17 protein-coding genes and 1 pseudogene are annotated in these 19,457 nt (G+C 70.8%); 10 read left to right on the top strand and 8 right to left on the bottom strand.

From position 1 onward, the window contains the following. Positions 1–116 precede the first annotated feature (116 nt). Positions 117–689 carry a peptidoglycan-binding domain-containing protein gene (locus tag MQP27_RS28405; protein WP_242768747.1) on the top strand — a complete coding sequence of 191 codons (573 nt, stop codon included), beginning with the start codon at positions 117–119 and terminating at the stop codon, positions 687–689. Between the two features lie 73 nt (positions 690–762). Here MQP27_RS28405 and MQP27_RS28400 read toward each other — a convergent pair whose 3' ends face one another. The 4 genes and pseudogenes from MQP27_RS28400 to MQP27_RS28385 form a co-directional block, all read right to left on the bottom strand. Further along, positions 763–2,406: a polyamine aminopropyltransferase gene (locus tag MQP27_RS28400; protein WP_242768746.1), complete on the bottom strand. Its 1,644-nt coding sequence runs from the start codon at positions 2,404–2,406 to the stop codon at positions 763–765. Between the two features lie 114 nt (positions 2,407–2,520). After that, positions 2,521–3,069 carry a DUF2617 family protein gene (locus MQP27_RS28395; protein WP_242768745.1) on the bottom strand — a complete coding sequence of 183 codons (549 nt, stop codon included), beginning with the start codon at positions 3,067–3,069 and terminating at the stop codon, positions 2,521–2,523. 377 nt (positions 3,070–3,446) lie between these two features. Beyond that, positions 3,447–3,758, bottom strand: a complete 312-nt coding sequence (locus MQP27_RS28390) for a hypothetical protein (protein ID WP_242768744.1) — start codon at positions 3,756–3,758, stop codon at positions 3,447–3,449. A 206-nt stretch (positions 3,759–3,964) separates the two neighbouring features. Beyond that, a pseudogene (locus MQP27_RS28385) lies at positions 3,965–4,150 on the bottom strand (tyrosine-type recombinase/integrase); the annotation flags it as partial. Between the two features lie 234 nt (positions 4,151–4,384). Here MQP27_RS28385 and MQP27_RS28380 point away from each other — a divergent pair. The 3 genes from MQP27_RS28380 (at position 4,385) to MQP27_RS28370 (ending at position 7,998) form a co-directional block, all read left to right on the top strand. Further along, the gene (locus MQP27_RS28380) at positions 4,385–5,107 is read left to right on the top strand and encodes a hypothetical protein (RefSeq protein ID WP_242768743.1); all 723 of its coding nucleotides are present in this window, start codon (positions 4,385–4,387) and stop codon (positions 5,105–5,107) included. A 391-nt stretch (positions 5,108–5,498) separates the two neighbouring features. Continuing rightward, on the top strand, positions 5,499–6,686 hold the full coding sequence (locus tag MQP27_RS28375) for a pyridoxal phosphate-dependent aminotransferase (protein WP_242768742.1): 1,188 nt from the start codon (positions 5,499–5,501) through the stop codon (positions 6,684–6,686). A 118-nt stretch (positions 6,687–6,804) separates the two neighbouring features. Further along, positions 6,805–7,998, top strand: a complete 1,194-nt coding sequence (locus MQP27_RS28370; RefSeq protein ID WP_372511332.1) for a putative hexosyltransferase — start codon at positions 6,805–6,807, stop codon at positions 7,996–7,998. Positions 7,999–8,011: 13 nt separating this feature from the next. Here the strand turns inward: MQP27_RS28370 and MQP27_RS28365 are convergent, their stop codons facing one another. Beyond that, the gene (locus tag MQP27_RS28365; RefSeq protein WP_242768741.1) at positions 8,012–8,542 is read right to left on the bottom strand and encodes a type III secretion system chaperone family protein; all 531 of its coding nucleotides are present in this window, start codon (positions 8,540–8,542) and stop codon (positions 8,012–8,014) included. Positions 8,543–8,634: 92 nt separating this feature from the next. Further along, positions 8,635–11,232, bottom strand: a complete 2,598-nt coding sequence (gene clpB, locus MQP27_RS28360) for an ATP-dependent chaperone ClpB (RefSeq protein ID WP_242768740.1) — start codon at positions 11,230–11,232, stop codon at positions 8,635–8,637. A gap of 148 nt (positions 11,233–11,380) precedes the next feature. On the opposite strand from clpB, the gene MQP27_RS28355 reads away from it, so the two are divergent. Beyond that, positions 11,381–11,794 (top strand): pyridoxamine 5'-phosphate oxidase family protein, encoded by a 414-nt coding sequence (locus tag MQP27_RS28355; protein WP_242768739.1) that lies wholly within the window; start codon positions 11,381–11,383, stop codon positions 11,792–11,794. Positions 11,795–11,942: 148 nt separating this feature from the next. Here MQP27_RS28355 and MQP27_RS28350 read toward each other — a convergent pair whose 3' ends face one another. Beyond that, a complete protein-coding gene (locus MQP27_RS28350; RefSeq protein WP_242768793.1) occupies positions 11,943–12,239 on the bottom strand; it encodes a Rieske (2Fe-2S) protein in 297 nt (98 codons plus the stop codon). 335 nt (positions 12,240–12,574) lie between these two features. Between MQP27_RS28350 and MQP27_RS28340 the strand changes: the two genes are divergently transcribed. The 3 genes from MQP27_RS28340 to MQP27_RS28330 are packed head-to-tail and all read left to right on the top strand — an operon-like array spanning position 12,575 to position 15,594. Then, positions 12,575–13,582 carry a helix-turn-helix domain-containing protein gene (locus MQP27_RS28340; RefSeq protein WP_242768738.1) on the top strand — a complete coding sequence of 336 codons (1,008 nt, stop codon included), beginning with the start codon at positions 12,575–12,577 and terminating at the stop codon, positions 13,580–13,582. A gap of 19 nt (positions 13,583–13,601) precedes the next feature. Continuing rightward, complete coding sequence (locus MQP27_RS28335) at positions 13,602–14,585, top strand: helix-turn-helix transcriptional regulator (RefSeq protein ID WP_242768737.1); 984 nt, start codon at positions 13,602–13,604, stop codon at positions 14,583–14,585. A 19-nt stretch (positions 14,586–14,604) separates the two neighbouring features. Beyond that, complete coding sequence (locus MQP27_RS28330) at positions 14,605–15,594, top strand: helix-turn-helix transcriptional regulator (protein WP_242768736.1); 990 nt, start codon at positions 14,605–14,607, stop codon at positions 15,592–15,594. On the opposite strand, the gene MQP27_RS28325 is transcribed toward MQP27_RS28330, so the two are convergent. Further along, on the bottom strand, positions 15,557–16,597 hold the full coding sequence (locus MQP27_RS28325; protein ID WP_242768735.1) for a helix-turn-helix transcriptional regulator: 1,041 nt from the start codon (positions 16,595–16,597) through the stop codon (positions 15,557–15,559). The genes MQP27_RS28330 and MQP27_RS28325 overlap by 38 nt on opposite strands. Before the next feature lie 385 nt (positions 16,598–16,982). On the opposite strand from MQP27_RS28325, the gene MQP27_RS28320 reads away from it, so the two are divergent. Beyond that, positions 16,983–18,527, top strand: a complete 1,545-nt coding sequence (locus tag MQP27_RS28320; protein WP_242768734.1) for a circularly permuted type 2 ATP-grasp protein — start codon at positions 16,983–16,985, stop codon at positions 18,525–18,527. Then, complete coding sequence (locus MQP27_RS28315; protein WP_242768733.1) at positions 18,524–19,456, top strand: alpha-E domain-containing protein; 933 nt, start codon at positions 18,524–18,526, stop codon at positions 19,454–19,456. The genes MQP27_RS28320 and MQP27_RS28315 overlap by 4 nt, the downstream gene beginning before the upstream one ends. Position 19,457: the final 1 nt, after the last annotated feature.

Genomic DNA, 19,457 nt, shown 5'->3' with positions numbered 1-19,457 from the left:
CGGGATCAAACCGGTGCCGGATTCGGCGGAGGGTGCGCCGCCCGTAGCTTTTCGAACCGCGGGGAACACGGGGCCCAACGGGGGGACCCCGGCCCGCGGTCGAGAGGGGACACCACATGTCACGCAGCTCCAGGAGCTCCAGGACCTGGCGCCGTAAGGCCGTCGCGGTCGCGCTCGTCGCCGCCGCGCTGGGCGGAGGGGCGATCACGCTCGCCGAGCCGGCCTCCGCCAGCGTTTCGCAGGGGTACATCGCGGGGACGGGCAGCGCGAGCGACGACTGGAAGGACGAGGGCACGCTTTCCTCCACCAGCCACGCGAAGAGCAACGCGACCGCGCTGGTGCAGGTGCTGCTGTGGGCGGACGGCGCCAAGGAGAAGGACGGCACGACCTTCGACTACGCCGACATCGACGGCAAGTACGGGCCCAACACCACCGCCGCCGTCAAGTCCTGGCAGAAGAAGCTCAACAGCGAACTGGGCACCCATCTGACGGTCGACGGCAAGGCCGGCCCCAAGACCCTCGACGCGGCGGGGGAGTCCGCGCTCTGGAACAGCTCCAGCACCACCGTCACCTACAACGGCTGGAAGCACCAGGTCGTCTTCAAGCGCACCAGCGGCAAGTACTACCTGAAGGTCAACAACAGCCACGGCTGGAAGCTCGCCTCGTACAGCACGCTGAACGTCGTCTGAGCCACGGCGAGGGGGAAGCGGGGGAAGTACGGCGGTCCGTCCCGTCCGGGGGAAGGGGCGGGCCGCCGTCGTGTCAGTTCGCGTACCGGGGATGGACGAGCGTCGAGGGCGGCAGGCCGGTGAGGCGGGTGCGGGCCGCGGCCCGGGCGTCCGCCGCGAGGGTCGCCGGGGTCAGGGTCCTCGGGGGCGGTGCGTGCGGGTCCAGGCCCAGGCGCGGAGCGTGGTCGGCCGCGGCGAGCACGAACCCCCAGTCGCGCGGCGCCCGGGAGGCCTCCGTCGTACGGTCCGGGCCGGCCGCGAAACCGGCGTCACGGCCGCCCACCCGGTAGGGCTCGGTGGAGAGCCCGGCGGCCCGCAGCGTCGCGTCGACCGTCCAGAACACGCGCCGCCGGTCGGCGAACGGCCCCGCGTGCACCACCAGCCGCCCGCCCGGCGCGAGCACCCGGCGGGCCAGGCCGTAGAACTCCTCGGAGTAGAGCTTGGTGCTCACCGTGATGCCCGGGTCGGGCAGGTCCGAGATCACCACGTCGTACGAGGATGCCGGCGCCGTGCGCAGCCAGCGGAAGGCGTCCGCGGTGGCCACGCGCACGCGCGGGTCGTCGTAGACATGGCCGTTGAGCCGGGACAGCGCCGGGTCGCTGCGGGCCAGCCGGACCACCCCGGCGTCGAGTTCGACGACCTCGACGCGCCGTACGCCGGGATGCCGCAGCACCTCGCGGGCGGCGAGGCCGTCGCCGCCGCCGAGGATCAGCACGCGCGCGTGCGGGCCGTTCATCGCGGGGTGGACCAGGGCTTCGTGGTAGCGGAGTTCGTCGCGGCCGCTGACCCTCAGGCGGCCGTCGAGGAAGAGGTCGAGGGGGCGGCCGTGGGTGCCGCCGGTGAGGACGACCTCCTGGGTGCCGGTCTGCAGCGCCACCCGTACGTCCCGGCCGTAGACCGCCTGCCGGGCGGCGCGCTCGAAGTCGTCGACCAGGACGGCGGCGGAGGCGAGGACGCCGAGGACGGTGAGGTTGGCGATGAGCAGCAGCCAGCGGGCGCGGCGGGTGAGGTCGCGGCGGAACAGGCCAAGGACAAGGGTGCCGCCGGCGATCGCGTTGACCGTGCCGGTGATCAGGGCGCCGGTCAACTGCCCGAGCAGGGGCAGCAGGAGGAACGGGAAGGCGAGGCCGCCGACGAGCGCGCCGACGTAGTCCGCGGCGAACAGGTCGGCGACCGCGCCGCCCGCGTCCTGGCGGCGGATGCGCTGGATCAGCTCCATCAGCAGCGGCACCTCGGCGCCGATCAGCAGGCCGATGGTGAGCGAGAAGGCGACCAGCAGCCAGCGCGGCCCGCTGCCCCACAGGCCGCCCCAGTCGCCGGTCCAGGCGAAGACGGCGTACAGGGCCATGGCGCTGCAGCCGCCGACCAGTGCGAGTGTCGCCTCGATCGCGCCGAAGCCGGCCGCGGCGAGCCGGCGCAGCCGCTTGGCGGCGAGCGAGCCGATGCCCATCGCGAACACCATGACCGACAGCACGACCGAGGCCTGGGTGACCGAGTCGCCGATCAAGTACGAGGCGAGTGCGACGAGTTCGAGTTCGTACACCAGTCCGCAGGCCGCACAGACGAAGACGCACGCGAGGACGAGGAACCGCCCGGTGGCCGGCCGCACGGGAAGCCGCGCGGGACCGGCCCAGGCGGGTGGGGGTCCGGGCGGGGCGGGGGCGTGCGGCTCGATCACGACTGCGACGTTACGTCACTGCGACGTCACCCTTGGTCACCCACACGTGTGGAACTGACGGTCAACAGGCCGAGGCGCGTTTGAAGACGCTCAACCGGCCGTCCGGCGTCCGCGTCAGACTCCCGACGGACTGAGCTCGTGCACCGGCACGGACACCGGCACCCGTACCCCCACCCTCGTCCGGGTCGCCACCAGTTGCCCGTCCTGTGGATAGGCGTGCCAGGTGCGCCAGTGCACCTGGCCCTCGTGGCGCTGGGCGAGCAGCGCGGTGAAGGCGTGCGGGCTGCCGGGGAAGACGCCCGCCAGTCCGTTCGGGTGGTCGGAGACCAGGGCCAGCAACTCCTGTGCCCGGCCCGCGAAGGAGCCCGGCGAGAGAACCTCGACACGGGCCGCGAACTCGTACTCCCAGTCGCCGATGCGCTTGGCCACGCCGAGCGGCAGCGGGGTGCTGCTGCCCGGGATGCACGCGACCGTCTCCGAGCAACTGCCCCTCTCCTCCTCCAGAAGTACCTGGTGGGAGGCGCCGAGGAGTCTCAACTGAAGCTTGGCCCCGGCCAGTTCGAGGTCGAGGGTGGCCAGTGCGGGAAGCGGCTCACGCCCCAGTGCCCAGGCGAGGTCGGCCGCGCGCGTGTCGGTGTACGAGGTCTTCAGGGTCGTGAGCATGGGTCGGCTCCGCTGGCACGCAAAGAAAAGGGAGGTGTGGGGTCCGGAACACCCCGGTCGACACCGGGGGAACGGCCCGGTCGGCCCAGTCGGGAAGTCAGGAAGGTGTCGTCCGCAGGACGTCCGAGGGGCCGCGTCGGTGATTTAGAGGGAATCATGAACGGTGGCAGTGCCACAGCGTTTTTACCCAAGTTCGTGGGGTTTCCATCCCTCAGGGGGCTTCACTGCTCAATTGTTCAACCACGGCGTACGCCAGGGCGGCCATGGCGTACGCCGGAGCGCACGAGCTCCCGCCGGGGCGTGGACCCGGCGGGAGCTCCACGGAAGTGACGGACGGGGATACGGCTCCCCCTGTCGCCGGAGGCTGCCGCCCCGTGTCAGCTGCCTCCTCCACCGCATCCGCCGCCGCCACCGCAGGACGACCCGCCTCCGCAGGACGAGCCGCCCCCGCACGAGTGACCGCCCCCGCAGGAGTGGCCGGAGTGGTGCCCGCCGTGGTGCCCTCCGGACGACGAACCGCCGCCGTCACCGGCCCACCAGCTGTTGCCGCTGTCGCTGTTGCTGCCGCCGCTACGGCTGTACGAACGCCGATACCCCTGCGCCCCCTGCCGGCGACCGGCCCCCACGATGGCCGCCATCAGCAGCCCCACAAACGCGACCAGCAGGATGATGCCGAGAACCAGTCCCATGACGCCACCCTCCTTCCGAGTCCCCCGAGGCGACCCCCCGTGGGCACCTCGCGCCTTGCGTGAACGGGGGATGCCCGGCCGTCTCGCCGGCCAAAGCAGAGTTGAGGAACTTCTGAGGGTCATGACCTGGAAAAGGCCCCTGACCTGCACCGAATGGCAGATCCGGGGCCGTCTGAGGCTTGTTGGGCCGTCTGTGGGCCGTGATCTTCCCCAGGGGCACGCTCAAACACGGTGTCGATGGCCCGCCGGGCACGCTCGCGGCGGTCGGGCACCAGATGGGCGTACACCCGCAGCGTCAGCGCCGGTTCGGCGTGCCCCGCGTACTCGCTGACCGCCTTGCTGTTCTCGCCCGCGTCCAGCAGCGCGGAGGCGTAGAAGTGCCTGAGCGCGTGCGTCGCCCGGACCCCGGCTCAAGCTTCCGCAGTCGCCTCTCATGCCTGGCGCTCTGCGCGCAGCGAAGGACCGCGACTGATCCCCGACACGGGTGGCTGCTGCGCACCCGCCCGATGAGACGTGCCAGATGCGTGCCAGATCCGGCGGGGGACCACGGGGAATGCCGGAAAGCCAACGAATCGGCAACCAGGCACCGGCTGTCGTGGCGCGTTGTGGTCCGGCACGATGCAGACGTGACCCTCGATGCCATCGACGCTGTGAACTGGTCGGCGATACCGAACCCGACCTGGCATCAGTACGACGATCCCGAGCACGTCGCTCATGCCCTACGGCTGCTGACGCTGTCCACGACTGCCAACGAGACCGGCGACGCGGCATCCCTCCTTGCCGGCGGCGGCTTCATCTGCAGCCACGCCGCCATGGTGTTCCCCGCGGCCTATGCAGCCACCCCGATCCTCCTGGATCTCGTCGAACACGGCCGGCTGCCACGTATCAGGAACGCGGCCGTAGGACTTCTGTCCGACGCACTCGGCTGTTACCCGACCGCCGGCCACAACCGCGTGGACACTCCCTATGGCACCGGCATCCCACTCTGCTGCGCCATGGCGCGGCACATCCGCCACCGCCGTAGCGTCCTGCTCGCCCATGGACCCAGCGGCAAGGAACTCCTGGCAGATGCGGCACTTCACTGGCGGCTGGCCATCGAGGAGACGGAGCGCCGGTCCGGCACGGAACTCATCGCCCTCGCCGTGCTGGAAGGTTCACCCTTCAGCACGCCGGCCGAGGCCGAAACACACACATCGCCCTCGACGCTCGCTGCTGCGACGGTGCGTATCGAGGACCTGACCGCCGATCCAACGGGAGCGGTGGCCGTCCACCTCAGCGGAACTTCGCTCGACGCCATTTCCGCGGGCTCCACCCTCTACCCGGCGGAGTGCGGCCGCCGCGAACACTGAGAGTGCCAAGCGCAGCATCGCTAACCCGGTGGGAGCCGCCCGGGGAGCCTCTTCATCACACGCAACCCGAGCCAGTACGCGAGGACGGCAACCACGAAGCTGACGAGCGAAGCGACTGTATGCGCATGATCCGGGGTCAGTCGCTCCGCCGGGTCACGAGCCAGCGCGAGAGTGAAGAAGAAGCCGGTTGCGGCCGACAGGTAGGCTCCGGCCTTGTCCTTGGTCCACCGCGCCGTTGGCCCGGAGTTGCTTGTCACCAGACGGTTGTATCCGGGGCGCGGGCGTCGCGCAAGATCGAGGCCCTCCCCCAGCTCAGAGGAAGTGCCCGCCGGCTCGCCGCACCCGCTCAACCCCAAAGCAGAGTTGAGGAACTCCAGAGCCTCGGCGCAGGATGGCCGGCATGACCTCCAGTACGCGCCCCTTTCTCAATCGCCGGCTCGCCGAGTTCGGGACGACGATCTTCGCGGAGATGTCGGCTCTGGCCCTGCGGACCGGGTCCATCAACCTGGGCCAGGGTTTCCCCGACACCGACGGGCCCGAGGAGGTCCGGGAGGCGGCCGTGCGGGCGCTGCGTGACGGGCGTGGCAACCAGTACCCGCCGGGTCCGGGCATCCCGGAGCTGCGTACCGCGATCGCCGCGCACCAGGAGCGGCGGTACGAGCTGTCGTACGACCCCGACACCGAGGTCCTGGTCACGGCCGGCGCGACGGAGGCCATCGCCGCGTCCCTGCTCGCCCTCCTCGAACCCGGCGACGAGGTGATCGCCTTCGAGCCGTACTACGACTCGTACGCGGCCTGCATCGCGATGGCGGGCGGCAAGCGGGTGCCGGTCACCCTGCGGCCGCACGAAGGTAGCTTCCGGCTCGACCTCGACGAGCTGCGCGCCGCCGTCACCGATCGGACGCGGCTGCTGCTCATCAACACCCCGCACAACCCCACCGGAACCGTCCTCACCCGCGAGGAGCTCACCGCGATCGCCGAGCTGGCGGTGGAGCGGGATCTGCTGGTGGTCACCGACGAGGTGTACGAGCATCTCGTCTTCGACGACGCCGAGCACCTCCCCCTCGCCACCTTCCCGGGCATGCGCGAGCGCACGGTCACCATCGGCTCGGCCGGCAAGAGCTTCTCCTTCACCGGCTGGAAGGTCGGCTGGGTGACTGCGACACCCGCCCTGACCACCGCCGTCCGCTCGGCGAAGCAGTTCCTGACGTACGTCGCCTCCGGGCCCTTCCAGTACGCCGTCGCCGAGGCCCTCGCGCTTCCCGACAGCTACTTCTCCGCCTTCCGCGCGGACATGCTCGCCAAGCGCGACCTGCTGGCGACGGGCCTGGCCGAGGCCGGCTTCGAGGTCTTCAAGCCCGCCGGCACCTACTTCATCACCACCGACATCCGCCCCCTGGGCGAGACCGACGGCTTCGCCTTCTGCCGCGCCCTGCCCGAGCGCGCCGGCGTCGTCGCCATCCCGAACGCGGTCTTCTACGACCACCGGGAGGCGGGGGCACCCTTCGTACGGTTCGCGTTCTGCAAGCAGACCGGGGTGCTGGAGGAAGCGGTGAAGAGGCTCAAGGCGCTCGCGTGATCCAGGGCTCGGACGATCCCGGCCCCTGAGTCACGCCGCCACGCCGAGCGCCGCGAATCCGTACCCGCCCGGCCGCACAAGGCTCGCACTTGCCCGCTTCACCCTGCAATGTTCCGGTGTGACCCAAGCCAGTACCCTCCTCCGCCCCTCCGTCACGGGGCCCGGCCCCGGCGCGCGGGACCGTGCCCAGCTGCCCCTCCCGGCGGCCATGGGCACCGCCCTCGGGCTGTTCCTCGCGGCCCGGCTGCTCGGCGTCGCCGCGCTCGCGGCGGTCTCCTGGGCGGCCGGCCGCCATCCGCTCGCGCTGCTCGGACGGTCCTGGGACTCCCTGTGGTACCTGGGCATCGCCGCCCACGGCTACGGCCGCACCGTGCACCACAACCCCACGGTCGTCTACAGCGACCTGGCGTTCTTCCCGCTCTACCCGGCCCTGGTCCGCGCCGCGACCGTGCTGGGCCCGCTGAGCGCCGGCGCCTCGGGGCTGATCGTGTCGTGGACGGCGGCCGCGGTGGCCGCCTGCGGGATCTACGCGGTCGGCGCCCGGCTGCACGGCCGGGCCGTCGGCACCGCCCTGGTCCTGCTCTGGGGCCTGCTCCCGCACTCGGTCGTGCTGTCGATGGCGTACACGGAACCGGTCCTCACCGCCTTCGCCGCCTGGTCGCTGTACGCGCTGCTCACCGGCCGCTGGGTGTGGGCGGGCGCCCTGGCCGCGCTGGCGGGCGCGGCCCGGCCCAACGGCTTCGCGGTCGCCGCGGCGGTCCTCGCGACGGCGGCGTACGAGGTCTGGAGGCAGCGCGGGAAAGTTACCCACAGGCTGTGGACGGGCGCCGCGCTCGCCCCGGCCGGCTGGGCCGGATACGTCCTGTGGGTCGGCCACCGCAGGGGCGACCTGCTCGGCGGCTATTTCGAAGTGCAGCGCGAGTGGGGCTCACGCTTCGACTTCGGCAGGGGCTCCGTGCACTTCATCCGCCACATGCTCCTGCACGAGGACCGCTTCGTCTCCCCCATGACCATGGTGATCGTCGCGGCGGCCGTCGTCCTGTACGCCCTGCTCCTCGCCGACCGCGCCCCGCTGCCGCTCGTCGTCCACAGCGGCGTACTGCTGCTGGTCGCGCTCGGCGGCTCCGGGTTCTTCGAGTCCAAGCCCCGGTTCCTGCTGCCCGCCTTCCCGCTGCTGCTGCCGCTCGCCCGCGCGCTGGTGCGAACGGCCAGAGCCCGGCCCGGGCACGCGACCGTGGTGGTCGCGGCCCTGGCCGGGCTCTCGTTCGCCTACGGGGCGTATCTGGTCGTATTCGCCCATACGCCTCTCTGAGCGGCCCTCGGGCCTACTCCTCGTCGTCCTCGGGCTTGTCCGCCTCGTTGACCTCCTGCTCGAGGCCGAGCTGCTCGACGAGCCACTTGTCGAACTCGATGGCGGCGCGCACCCAGCTGACCGTCGAGGAGACGAAGTGCTCCAGGCTGACGCCGGTGCCGATCAGCATCTGCGCCTCGCCGATCAGGCGGACGGTGCCGTCGTCGTGGGTGTGGCTGTAGACCTTGGGCCACAGGGTCCGACGGTTCCAGTCGTCGATCGACTCGAGCAGCGCGGGCTTCTCGTCGATCTTGTGGGGCCGGTCGTAGAACGTCCGCACCGAGAAGACCTGCTGGTCGTCCTCGCCGCGGAACATGAAGTACGTACGGAACTGCTCCCACGGCGCCGCGAGGTCACCCTCGTCGTCGACGACGTACTTGAGCTCCATCTGGTCCAGGAGCTGCTTCACGAGGTCCTGATCCGGGACGACGGGGCCCGCCGGTCCGCCGGGCTGCGGCTCGGGCTGGCCCCCGAAGTTCGGAATCGAGGACGGGTCGATGCTCACCGTGATTTTCCCTTCGTACGGATGCCGCCATCCTCCCCCATCCGGGGAGGGGGGAGGCAAGCCCGGCACCGTCCGTTACAGGCCTTTGCCCCTTACAGGCTCTTTCCCGTGGCCGGCCCCACGATCAGGCCCTCACCGAAGGTGTCCACCCGGACCGTGTCGCCGTCCTTGATCTCGCCGGCCAGGATCTCCTTGGCGAGGCGGTCGCCGATGGCGGTCTGGACCAGGCGGCGCAGGGGGCGGGCGCCGTAGGCGGGGTCGTTGCCCTCGTCGGCGAGCCAGGCCAGGGCCGCGTCGGTGACGTCCAGGGTGAGGCGGCGTTCGGCGAGGCGCTTCGCGAGCCGGTCGATCTGGAGGCGCGCGATACGGCTCAGCTCGTCCTTCGACAGCGCCGAGAAGACGACCAGGTCGTCGAGGCGGTTGAGGAACTCCGGCTTGAAGGACGTCCGGACGACCTCCAGAACCTGCTCCTTCTTCTCCTCCTCGCCGGTCAACGGATCGACCAGGAACTGACTGCCGAGGTTCGACGTCAGCACCAGGATCGTGTTGCGGAAGTCGACGGTGCGTCCCTGACCGTCCGTCAGCCGGCCGTCGTCCAGCACCTGGAGAAGGACGTCGAAGACCTCGGGGTGCGCCTTCTCGACCTCGTCGAGAAGCACCACGCTGTACGGGCGCCTGCGCACGGCCTCCGTCAGCTGGCCGCCCTCCTCGTAGCCGACGTAGCCGGGAGGCGCGCCGACCAGGCGGGCCACGCTGTGCTTCTCGCCGTACTCCGACATGTCGATGCGGACCATGGCCCGCTCGTCGTCGAAGAGGAAGTCGGCGAGGGCCTTGGCGAGTTCGGTCTTGCCGACGCCGGTCGGGCCGAGGAAGAGGAAGGAGCCGGTGGGGCGGTCGGGGTCGGCGATGCCCGCGCGGGTGCGCCGGACCGCGTCCGAGACCGCCTGCACGGCCTCCGACTGGCCGATCAGCCGCTTGCCCAACTCCTCCTCCATGCGCAGGAGTTTCTGGGTCTCGCCCTCCAGGAGGCGGCCGGCCGGGATGCCAGTCCAGGCGGCGACGACGTCCGCGATGTCGTCGGAGCCGACCTCGTCCTTGACCATGGTGTCCCTGGACACCTCCTCCTCGGCCTCGGAGGCGGCCTCCAAGTCCCGCTCCAGCGCGGGGATCTCGCCGTACAGCAGCTTGCTGGCGGTGTCGAAGTCGCCGTCGCGCTGGGCTCGTTCGGCGGTGCCGCGCAACTCGTCGAGCTTCTCCTTGAGTTCACCGACGCGGTTGAGGGACTGCTTCTCCTTCTCCCAGCGCGCGGTCAGGCCCCGCAGCTCCTCCTCGCGGTCGGCGAGGTCGCGGCGCAGCTTCTCCAGGCGCTCGCGGGAGGCCGGGTCGGTCTCCTTCTCCAGGGCGAGCTCCTCCATCTTCAACCGGTCGACGGAGCGCTGGAGTTCGTCGATCTCGACCGGGGACGAGTCGATCTCCATGCGGAGGCGGGAGGCCGCCTCGTCGACCAGGTCGATGGCCTTGTCGGGGAGGAAGCGGGACGTGATGTAGCGGTCGGAGAGGGTGGCCGAGGCGACCAGCGCGCTGTCGGCGATCTGCACCTTGTGGTGGGCCTCGTACCGGCCCTTGAGCCCGCGCAGGATCGCGATGGTGTCCTCGACGGTCGGCTCGGCGACCAGCACCTGCTGGAAGCGGCGCTCCAGGGCGGGGTCCTTCTCGATCCGCTCCCGGTACTCGTCGAGGGTGGTCGCGCCGACCATGCGCAACTCGCCACGCGCGAGCATGGGCTTCAACATGTTCCCGGCGTCCATGGCGGAATCCCCGCCGGCGCCGGCCCCCACCACCGTGTGCAGCTCGTCGATGAAGGTGATGATCTGGCCGTCGGAGTCCTTGATCTCGGCGAGGACGGTCTTCAGCCGCTCCTCGAACTCGCCCCGGTACTTCGCGCCCGCGACCATCGCGCCCAGGTCGAGCGCGACGAGCCGCTTGTCCTTGAGGGACTCGGGCACGTCACCCTTGACGATCCGCTGGGCGAGCCCCTCGACGACGGCGGTCTTGCCGACGCCGGGCTCACCGATGAGGACCGGGTTGTTCTTGGTACGGCGGGAAAGCACCTGCACCACCCGCCGGATCTCCTGGTCGCGCCCGATGACGGGGTCGAGCTTCCCGTCCCGCGCGGCGGCCGTGAAGTCGGTGCCGAACTTCTCCAGGGCCTTGTACTGGCCCTCCGGGTCGGCTGTGGTCACCCGGCGTCCTCCCCTCGCCTTCTGGAAGGCCTCCTGCAGCTTCTTCGCACTCGCCCCCTGCCCGGACAGTACGTCACCGGCCGCGCCGCCCTTCGCGGCGATGCCGATCAGCAGGTGCTCGGTGGAGAGGTAGTCGTCGCCGAGGTCCTTGGCGCGCTCGCCGGCGTCCGCGATGACCGCGAGCAGCTCACGGCTGGGCTGCGGGGGCGCGACGGTGGAGCCGGCCACGCTGGGCAGGGAGCCGAGCACCTTCTCCGCGCCGGCGCGCACGACGGCCTGGTCGGCGTCGACGGCGGCGAGCAGATCGACGATGTTCTCGTTGTCCTGCCCCTGGAGCAGGGCCAGCAGCAGGTGGGCGGGGGTCAGGTCCGGGTGCCCTCCGGTCACGGCCCGCTGCTCGGCCGCCCTGATCGCGTCCCGGCTCCGGTTGGTCAGCTCGGCGTCCACGTTTCCGTTCTCCTCCTGGCGTCAGCCCTCATCCACTGTCACGGTGTGACTTGAGCAACGTACACAAAGTTGAGTCTATTCCACTCAAGGTGCGAACGGGTGCCGGGTTCGAAACGGGTGCCAGGTTCGAAGGGATACCGTCCCTTCCATGGCTGCGTACCCCCAGGACCCCGGCGCTCCCGACCCCGCGTACCTCGACTTCTGGCGGGAGCGGCATCTGTGCACGCTGACGACCCCGCGCCCGGACGGCAGCCCGCACGTGGTGCCCGTCGGGGTCACATACGATCCGCGGGCCCGGCTGGCTCGGGTGATCGCGAGCAAGTCCAGTACGAAGGTGGCCAATGTGCTGGCGGCCGGGCCGGAGGGGGCGCGGGTGGCCGTGTGCCAGGTGGACGGGCGGCGGTGGGCGACGCTGGAGGGGCGGGCGGTCGTACGGACCGGTCCTGACCAGGTCGCGGAGGCCGAGCGGCGCTATGCCGAGCGCTACGGGCGCACTCCTTCGCCGAACCCGTCACGCGTCGTGATCGAGATCGAACTGACGAGGGCCATGGGGCGCGGGTGACTGTTTTCGGCCACTGCGGGGTGGCCGACGATTGGGTGGATACCCGGAAATGTCCCGTAAAACTGCAGCGGCGTCACCGTGTTCAGGTCACGGTGACGCCGCTGCGGGGGGAAGCACCTGAGCGAACTGTTACGACGGGGGATTCGCGTCAGGCACTGCGGGGGGTGGCTGAGATGGTCCGTACGTTGGGGGCTTCCGGTTCCACCAGCCGGTGGTCTCGCTGGTCCAGGTTCACAAAGATCATTCCGTACCGAATGGCACACCGCACGGGCTGCGGCGCCCCCCGAGGCCGCCGCAGACACCGGTACGCCCGGACGTCCTCGTCCTCGTCCCGCGTCACGACGACGGGCTCACCGAAGACGGTCACCATCAACGAGTCACCGGAGTGGGGGATCGCGGTGACCAGGTCGATGAAGTGCCAGCCGGAGCGGTAGGCCGTGGCCATTTCTCTGCGGAAGGAGCGGTCGTCGGGCGGCGTTGTCACGTCAGCTCCTCACCGTGGTCGTACCGACCGTCGATGCACCACTGTCGGCAACCGTCGCCCGCTCGGCCACCGCCGGCCAAGCACTGTCCGCCCGTGTATCACTCTTCTCGCCAGGGTGACCACTCAGCGCTCCGAAGGCCACAACGGCGGAGAAGGCTGCGACAAGCACCGAGCGAAGCATTCTCTTACCCATAGTCGGCTTCGTCCTCACTTGAAGGTCCCTCTTCCCCCGTCGGATACGACGATGGCTCATTCGGGCACGTCATGGCCACACAATCGGTGCATCATGTTCCTGCATGTTCAGGACCCTGGGGGGTGGAGATTTGACATCGAATCGGACTAAAGGGGCGCATCCTCATTCGGTGACCGAGATGTGCGAGGAAGGCGGCCGTCTTTACACGAACGCCCTGCGCACAGGACGAATCGCCCGTGCCGATGTGGAATCTGCTCCCTGTCTGATGGAGTTCGCCCTGCTCCACCCCGATCCGGACGACGAGAACTGGTTGCGTCCCGTCCCTCCGGCGGTCGCCCTGGCCCAGCGGCTCAATCCGATCGAGCACGAGATCACCGAGCAGCGGCGCTTGTCGATCCGGCTCTCCGACGCCTTCGAGCCATTCATGGCCGTCAGCGCGCAGGTCATGACAACCACGGACTCGATCACCGTGCTGGAGGGCGGCGAGCGGATCAACGCGGCGCTCAACCTGGCCACGGCCCAGTGCCAGTCCGAGATGCTCACGATCCAGCCAAGCGGCAACCGGCCGGAACGCAGTCTCATCCAAGGGCTGGACCGCGACCGGCTGCTGATCGAACGTGGTGTGCGGATCCGTACCCTGTACCAGCACACGGCCCGCCACAGCCCGGAGAAACTCGCCTATGCAGCCCAGCTGTCGAACGGCAAGGCGGAGTACCGAACCATCGACGAACTGGTCGAGCGGCTGATCATCTGCGACGAGAGCGTCGCTTTCATCCCCGCCCGCGACGATCAGCAGGTGGCCCTGGAGCTCCGGCACCCCGGCCTCATCCGCTACCTGATCAAACTCTTCGAGTTCCTGTGGGACCGGGCGGTTCCCCTGAGCACCGGCCCCTACGAGACGGCCTCCGACGGCATCTCGGAGATCCAGCACTCCATAGCCAAGCTCCTCGTCGAGGGCCACGTCGACGAGGCCATCGCCCGGCGCCTTGGCATGAACGTCCGCACCTGCCGCGCCCACATAGCCAAGCTGGCCACGGCCCTCGGCAGCGGCAGCCGGGCCCAACTCGGCTTTCTCATAGCGCAGTCGGGGATCCTGAAGCAGAAGGGCTGAAGAGGGAGGGGATCCGTCCGTGACGGCAGCGGCGCACCGCCATGACCCGGAGGAGTTGTGCGAGGCAGGCCTGGGGCTGTACGCGCGCGCCCTACGCGAAGGCCGGATACACGCACGGGACACCGCCGAGGCGCCCTGCCTGGTCGACCTCGGCTTCCTCAGCCCGGTCCTCGACGACACGGATCTGATGGAGCCGATGGACCCGGCTCTGGCTCTGCACCGGCTGCTGCGTGCCTCCGGGGAACGCGTGGCCCACGAACGCCGCCGCGAGCAGCGGATGACCGAGGCGTTCGAACCGCTGCTGCGCCTGGGCGGGCTGCGCAGCACCCCGGCCGAGGACCCGGCGATCCGGCTGCTGGCCGGCATGACATCCATCAACACCGCGCTCGCCGCGGCGATGGCCGAGGCGACCGAGGAGGCCCTGTGCATCCAGCCGCACAGCAGCCACATCGGCAAACCTGCGTCGGTCCACACCGAACCCCTTGTCCGCGATCAGGCGCTGCTGGACCGCGGCGGCCGTATCCGCACCCTCTACCAGCACACCCTCCGTCACGCCCCGACCGTCGTGGCTCGCTATGAGCGTCTGCGCGGCGACGTGGAGGCCCGCACCCTGGACGAGGTCACCGAACGGCTGGTGATCCTCGACCGCACGGTGGCCTTCATCCCGGCGAACGCGGACCGCACCCTCGCCCTCGAAGTGCGCCACCCCGCGCTGGTCGGCTACCTCGCCACCGCCTTCGACCGCCTCTGGCGCCTCGCCACCCCCATGCACCCCCAGTCCGTCCGCCAACCCACCCTCAACGGCGTCACCCCCCGCCAGCGCGCCATCGCCGCCCTCCTCGTCGAGGGCCACACCGACGCCGTCATAGCCGACCGGCTCGGCATGAACATCCGTACCGCCCGCGTCCACATCGCCAAGCTCGCCGCCACCCTCGGCAGCGACAGCCGGGCGCAACTCGGCTACCTCATCGGGCAGTCGGGGATCCTCAAGCAGGACCACTGAGCGAACGGAGGGAAGTGCGGTGACCCCGGCCAGGCATCCGGAGCACGGTGTGGAGGATCTGTGCGCGGAGGGCACGGAGCTGTACCGGCGTGCGCTGCGCGAGGGGCACGTCAGCAGCGCGGACGCGGAGGCGGCGCCGTGCCTGGTCGGGCTCGGGCTGCTGCACCCCTCTGTCGAGGACCTCGACCGGCTGGAGCCGGTCGCCCCCGCCGTCGCCCTGCGCCGCCTGCTGCGCGCCTCCGAGGACCGCATCGCGGACGAGCGGCGGCACGGCGAGCGGCTGGCCGAGGCCTTCGAACCGCTGCTGCGACTCGGTGGCCCGGACGGCAGCAGCGCGGACACCCCGACGCTCCGGGTCCTCAGCGGCATGGAGCAGATCAACGCGACCCTCAACCAGGCGCTGGCGGACGCCGCCGACGAGCTCCTCGCCATCCAGCCGCACACCACGCACACCCATCAGCTGACCCCGGACCGTCGCGCCGCCGCCCTCGCCCGCGACCAGGCCCTGCTCGACCGCGGGGGCCGTATCCGCACCCTCTACCAGCACACCCTCCGCCACTCGCCCCAGGTCCTCGCCCGCTACGAGCAGCTCACCGGCGACGTCGAGGCGCGCACCCTCGACGAGGTCACCGACCGGCTGCTCGTCGTCGACCGGACCGTGGCCTTCGTACCGGCGAACGCGGAGCGCACCCTCGCCCTCGAAGTGCGCAACACCGCTCTCGTCACCTTCCTCGCCACCGCCTTCGACCGCCTGTGGAGACTGGGCACCCCCATGTACCCCGAAGCCGTCCGCCGCCCCTCCCTCGACGGCGTCACCCCCCGCCAGCACGCCATCGCCGCCCTCCTCGTCGAAGGTCACACCGACGCCGTCATCGCCGACCGGCTCGGCATGAACATCCGTACCGCCCGGGTCCACATCGCCAAGCTCGCGGCGACGCTGGGCAGTGAGAGCCGGGCTCAGCTCGGGTATCTCATCGCGCGGTCGGGGATTCTTGACCGGGAAGAGTGACGGGCGTGGCGTCGGCCGGCTGACGGGGGGCGTCCAGGCCCACCTGGGCTATGCGGACGCCGAGTTGGGTGCGGCTGGCCGCGCCGAGGGTTTCCGAGAGACGGGCGATGTGGGCGCGGCACGTTCGGACGCTTATGCCGAGGCGTTCCGCGATCACCGCGTCCTGGTGGCCCTCGGCCAGCAGTGCCGCGATGGACTGTTCCCGGTGGGAGATGCCCTCGATGCCCGTGTCGGGGAGGGGGGCCGTGAGGGGGATCGCCAGGCGCCAGAGGCGTTCGAAGACCGTGACCAGGTATTCCACCAGGGCCGGGTGGCGCAGTTCGAGGGCGAGGGTGCGGTCCGCGTTGGCCGGGATGAAGGCCACCGTGCGGTCGAAGAGGATCAGCCGGTCGATGACCTCGTCGAGGGTGCGGGCCTCGACCGAACCGCCCATCAGTTCAAGGTAGTTGAGGAGGCCCTGGCCGTGGCGGGCCACGTGGGTGTACAGGTCGCGCATGCGGACGCCCCGGCCGCGCAGCGCCAGCGCCCGGTGCAGGCCCTCGGTGAGCTCGTGCTCGGGGCGGATGCCGCCCGGCTGGACCGTGAGGACCTCCGTCGTGCACGCGTCCGTCGCCTCGTCCATCGCCGCCTGGATGCGCGACAGGCCGTCCAGGACACGGAGCGCGGTGCCCTCCGCGCCGCCCGCCTGCTGGGCCGACGGGCCGAGGCCGGCGTACCACTCGAAGGCCGCGACCGCCGAGCCCACCCGCCGCTGGCTGGAGCTGACCTCGTCGTAGACCCCGCGCAGCAGCCGGGTCATGACCTCCTGCGGGGAGGTCGGGACCAGCCAGTCCATGTCGTCGGGGTCGGGGTGCAGCAGGGCCAGTTCAAGCAGACAGGGCACCTGGTCGGCGTCCACGCGGGACACCCGGCCGCGGCGTACGGCCCGGGAGTACACGCGGTCCCCCGCCTCGCACAGTCGGTCGGCACCGTGTGGATGCTCCTGGGTCCCGTGCCCGGCCATCGCCCATCCCACCCCCGGTTTCCAGCCTCTTGTGCAGGCGCGCTCCTACGGGTTCGCAGCGGTTCTCGCTCGCGCTTCCGCAGCGCAACTATGCGCGGACACAACCGGCTCCGCAACACGGCTCCCTCCAGCGCGACCGCCGTAAAACACCGTTGTGTCCGAGTTTTTCCAGGCCTCCACCCGTCGACTTGCAACAAGCTGACGGTGGTGCGGGCGGGGCTGTGAAGGCATCGTGGAGGCCGCTTCCCCCCGGGTGCCGCTCCCCGGCAGTGCCCCGGTCGGGCACCCCCCTGCCCGGCCGGGGCCCCGGAAGCCCGCGCTCCGTGCAAGCTCCCGGAAATGCCGTGGTGATCACTGCGTTACGCGCCGCCTCTAACGTCCCCTCATGGCGGACATATTTGACGCATACGCGTTGGCCGACGCGTGGGACGAGATGTTCGAGCGGCCGGGTGAGGTCAGGACCGCCTATGAGCCGGTGCTGGCGGCACTTCAGCCGATCGAGCCGAGCGAACTCAGGTTCCGGGCCGACCAGATGGCCCGGGCGTTCACCGACCGGGGCGTGACCTACGCCTTCGCGGGCGAGGAGCGGCCCTGGCCGCTGGACCTCGTGCCCAGGATCCTCGACGCCCTCGAATGGGATCTCATACAACGGGGCGTCGGTCAGCGGGTGCGGGCCCTGGAGGCCTATCTCGCCGACGCCTACGGGCACTGCCGGGCCTTCGAGGACGGTGTCGTGCCCTGGCGGCTGCTGCTCAACTCCCCGCACTTCCACCGGGCCGCGCACGGCGTGGAGCCACCCGGCGGGGTACGCATCCACGTCGCCGGCATCGACCTCGTGCGGGACGAGGCCGGGGACTTCCGGGTGCTGGAGGACAACGTGCGGGTCCCCAGCGGGGTCTCGTACGTCATCGAGAACCGGCGCGCGATGACCCGCATCTTCCCCTCGCTCTTCGCCGAGCAGCACGTGCTGCCGGTCGACGGGTACACCCAGCGGCTGCTCGCCGCGCTGCGGGCCGCCGCGCCCGACGGGACCGCCGATCCACGGGTCGTGGTGCTGACCCCCGGGCCCAGCAACGCCGCCTACTTCGAACACGCCCTGCTCGCCCGGCTGATGGGCGTGCAGCTGGTCGAGGGGCACGACCTGGTGTGCCGGAACAACCGGGTGTGGATGCGTACGACGCGCGGAGAGGTGCCCGTCCATGTCGTATACCGGCGCCTGGACGACGACTTCCTCGACCCGCTCCACTTCCGCCCCGACTCGGTGATCGGCTGCCCCGGCATCATGGGCGCCGCCATGGCCGGCAACGTCACACTCGCGAACGCCGTGGGCAACGGGATAGCCGACGACAAGCTGCTCTACACGTACGTCCCGGACCTGATCCGCTACTACCTCTCCGAGGAACCGATTCTGCCGAATGTGGAGTCCTACCGGCCCGATGAGCCCGGGCAGTTGGACGCCGTCCTCGACCAGATCGACAAGCTGGTGATCAAGCCGGTGGACGGCGCCGGCGGCCAGGGCATCGTCATCGGGCCGAAGGCCGACGCGGACACCCTCGAACGCACTCGCAAAGCGGTGATCGCCGACCCGCGCGGCTTCATCGCCCAGCGCCCGGTGGCCCTGTCCACCTCCCCCACCCTCGCCGGCGAGCGCATGGCACCGCGCCACATCGACCTCAGACCGTTCGCCGTGAACGACGGCGACGACATCTGGGTGCTGCCCGGCGGCCTGACGCGAGTGGCGTTGCAGGAGGGCAACCTGATCGTCAACTCCAGCCAGGGTGGCGGCTCCAAGGACACCTGGGTGCTCGCGGAGGGCCCGGCCGAGCAGCCCGCGCCCGAGCCGGACACCGCGCCGCCCGCCGTCGCCCCGCGCCGGCTCGGACCCGACGGCACCCGTGCCGTCGTACAGGAAGGGGCGCAGCAGCAATGAACGACGTGATCCTCTCCCGTATCGCCGAAGCCCTGACCTGGACCGGCCGTTACGTCGAGCGGGCCGACGCCACCGGGCGCATCCTCGACGCCTATCTGCACCGCATGCTGGAGGACCCCTGGCGCGACGAGGACGCGGCCTGCCGGTCGCTGTACGCGATCCTCGGCATGGACGCGGGCGACGGCCCCTGCGACATGCAGCAGGTGCTGGACCAGCTGGCCTTCGACGCCCGTTCGACGGGCTCGATCGAGGGCGCGCTGGGCGCGGCCCGGCTGAACGCCAGGAGCGCGCGTGAGGCGGTCTCCTCGGAGATGTGGGAGTGCCTCAACTCGACGTGGCACGCGCTCGCCGACCAGCGGCTGGCGGCCCGGCGCACGGGCCCGTACGCGTACCTGGAGCTGGTACGGAGCCGGGCCGCGCTGTTCTTCGGTCTCGCCGACTCGACGATGAGCCGGGACGACAGCTGGCGGTTCGTGGTGCTCGGCCGGAGCCTGGAACGGGTGGACATGACCGTACGACTGCTGTCGGTGCGAGTCCTGGACGCGGCGCACGCGCCGGACTGGACGACGCTGCTGAGCGCGTCGGGCGCCGACGAGGCGTACGCGCGCGTGTACGGCGGCTTCGGCGACACCCCGAGGGTGGCCGAGTTCCTGCTCCTGGACCGGGACTTCCCGCGCTCCGCGCTGCACGCGCTGACCACGGCCGAGGAGTGCCTCACCGCGCTCGGCCGCCCCCGCCAGGACCCGGCCCGCCGCCCGATCGGCCGCCTGCGCACCCGCCTCGAATACCTGGACACGCACGCCCTGGAGGACCAGCTGCCCACCCTCCTGAAGGACCTGCAGCAGGCCTGCATGGCGTCCGCCGACGCCGTGGCGGAGCGGTTCTTCCCGTACCAGGGGCCCGTGGAGTGGGCCCAGGAAGGAGCGTGAG

This window comes from Streptomyces cylindrosporus, from assembly GCF_022698165.1.
GTDB lineage: Bacteria > Actinomycetota > Actinomycetes > Streptomycetales > Streptomycetaceae > Streptomyces > Streptomyces cylindrosporus.
This window is presented reverse-complemented; position numbering and strand designations above follow the sequence as displayed.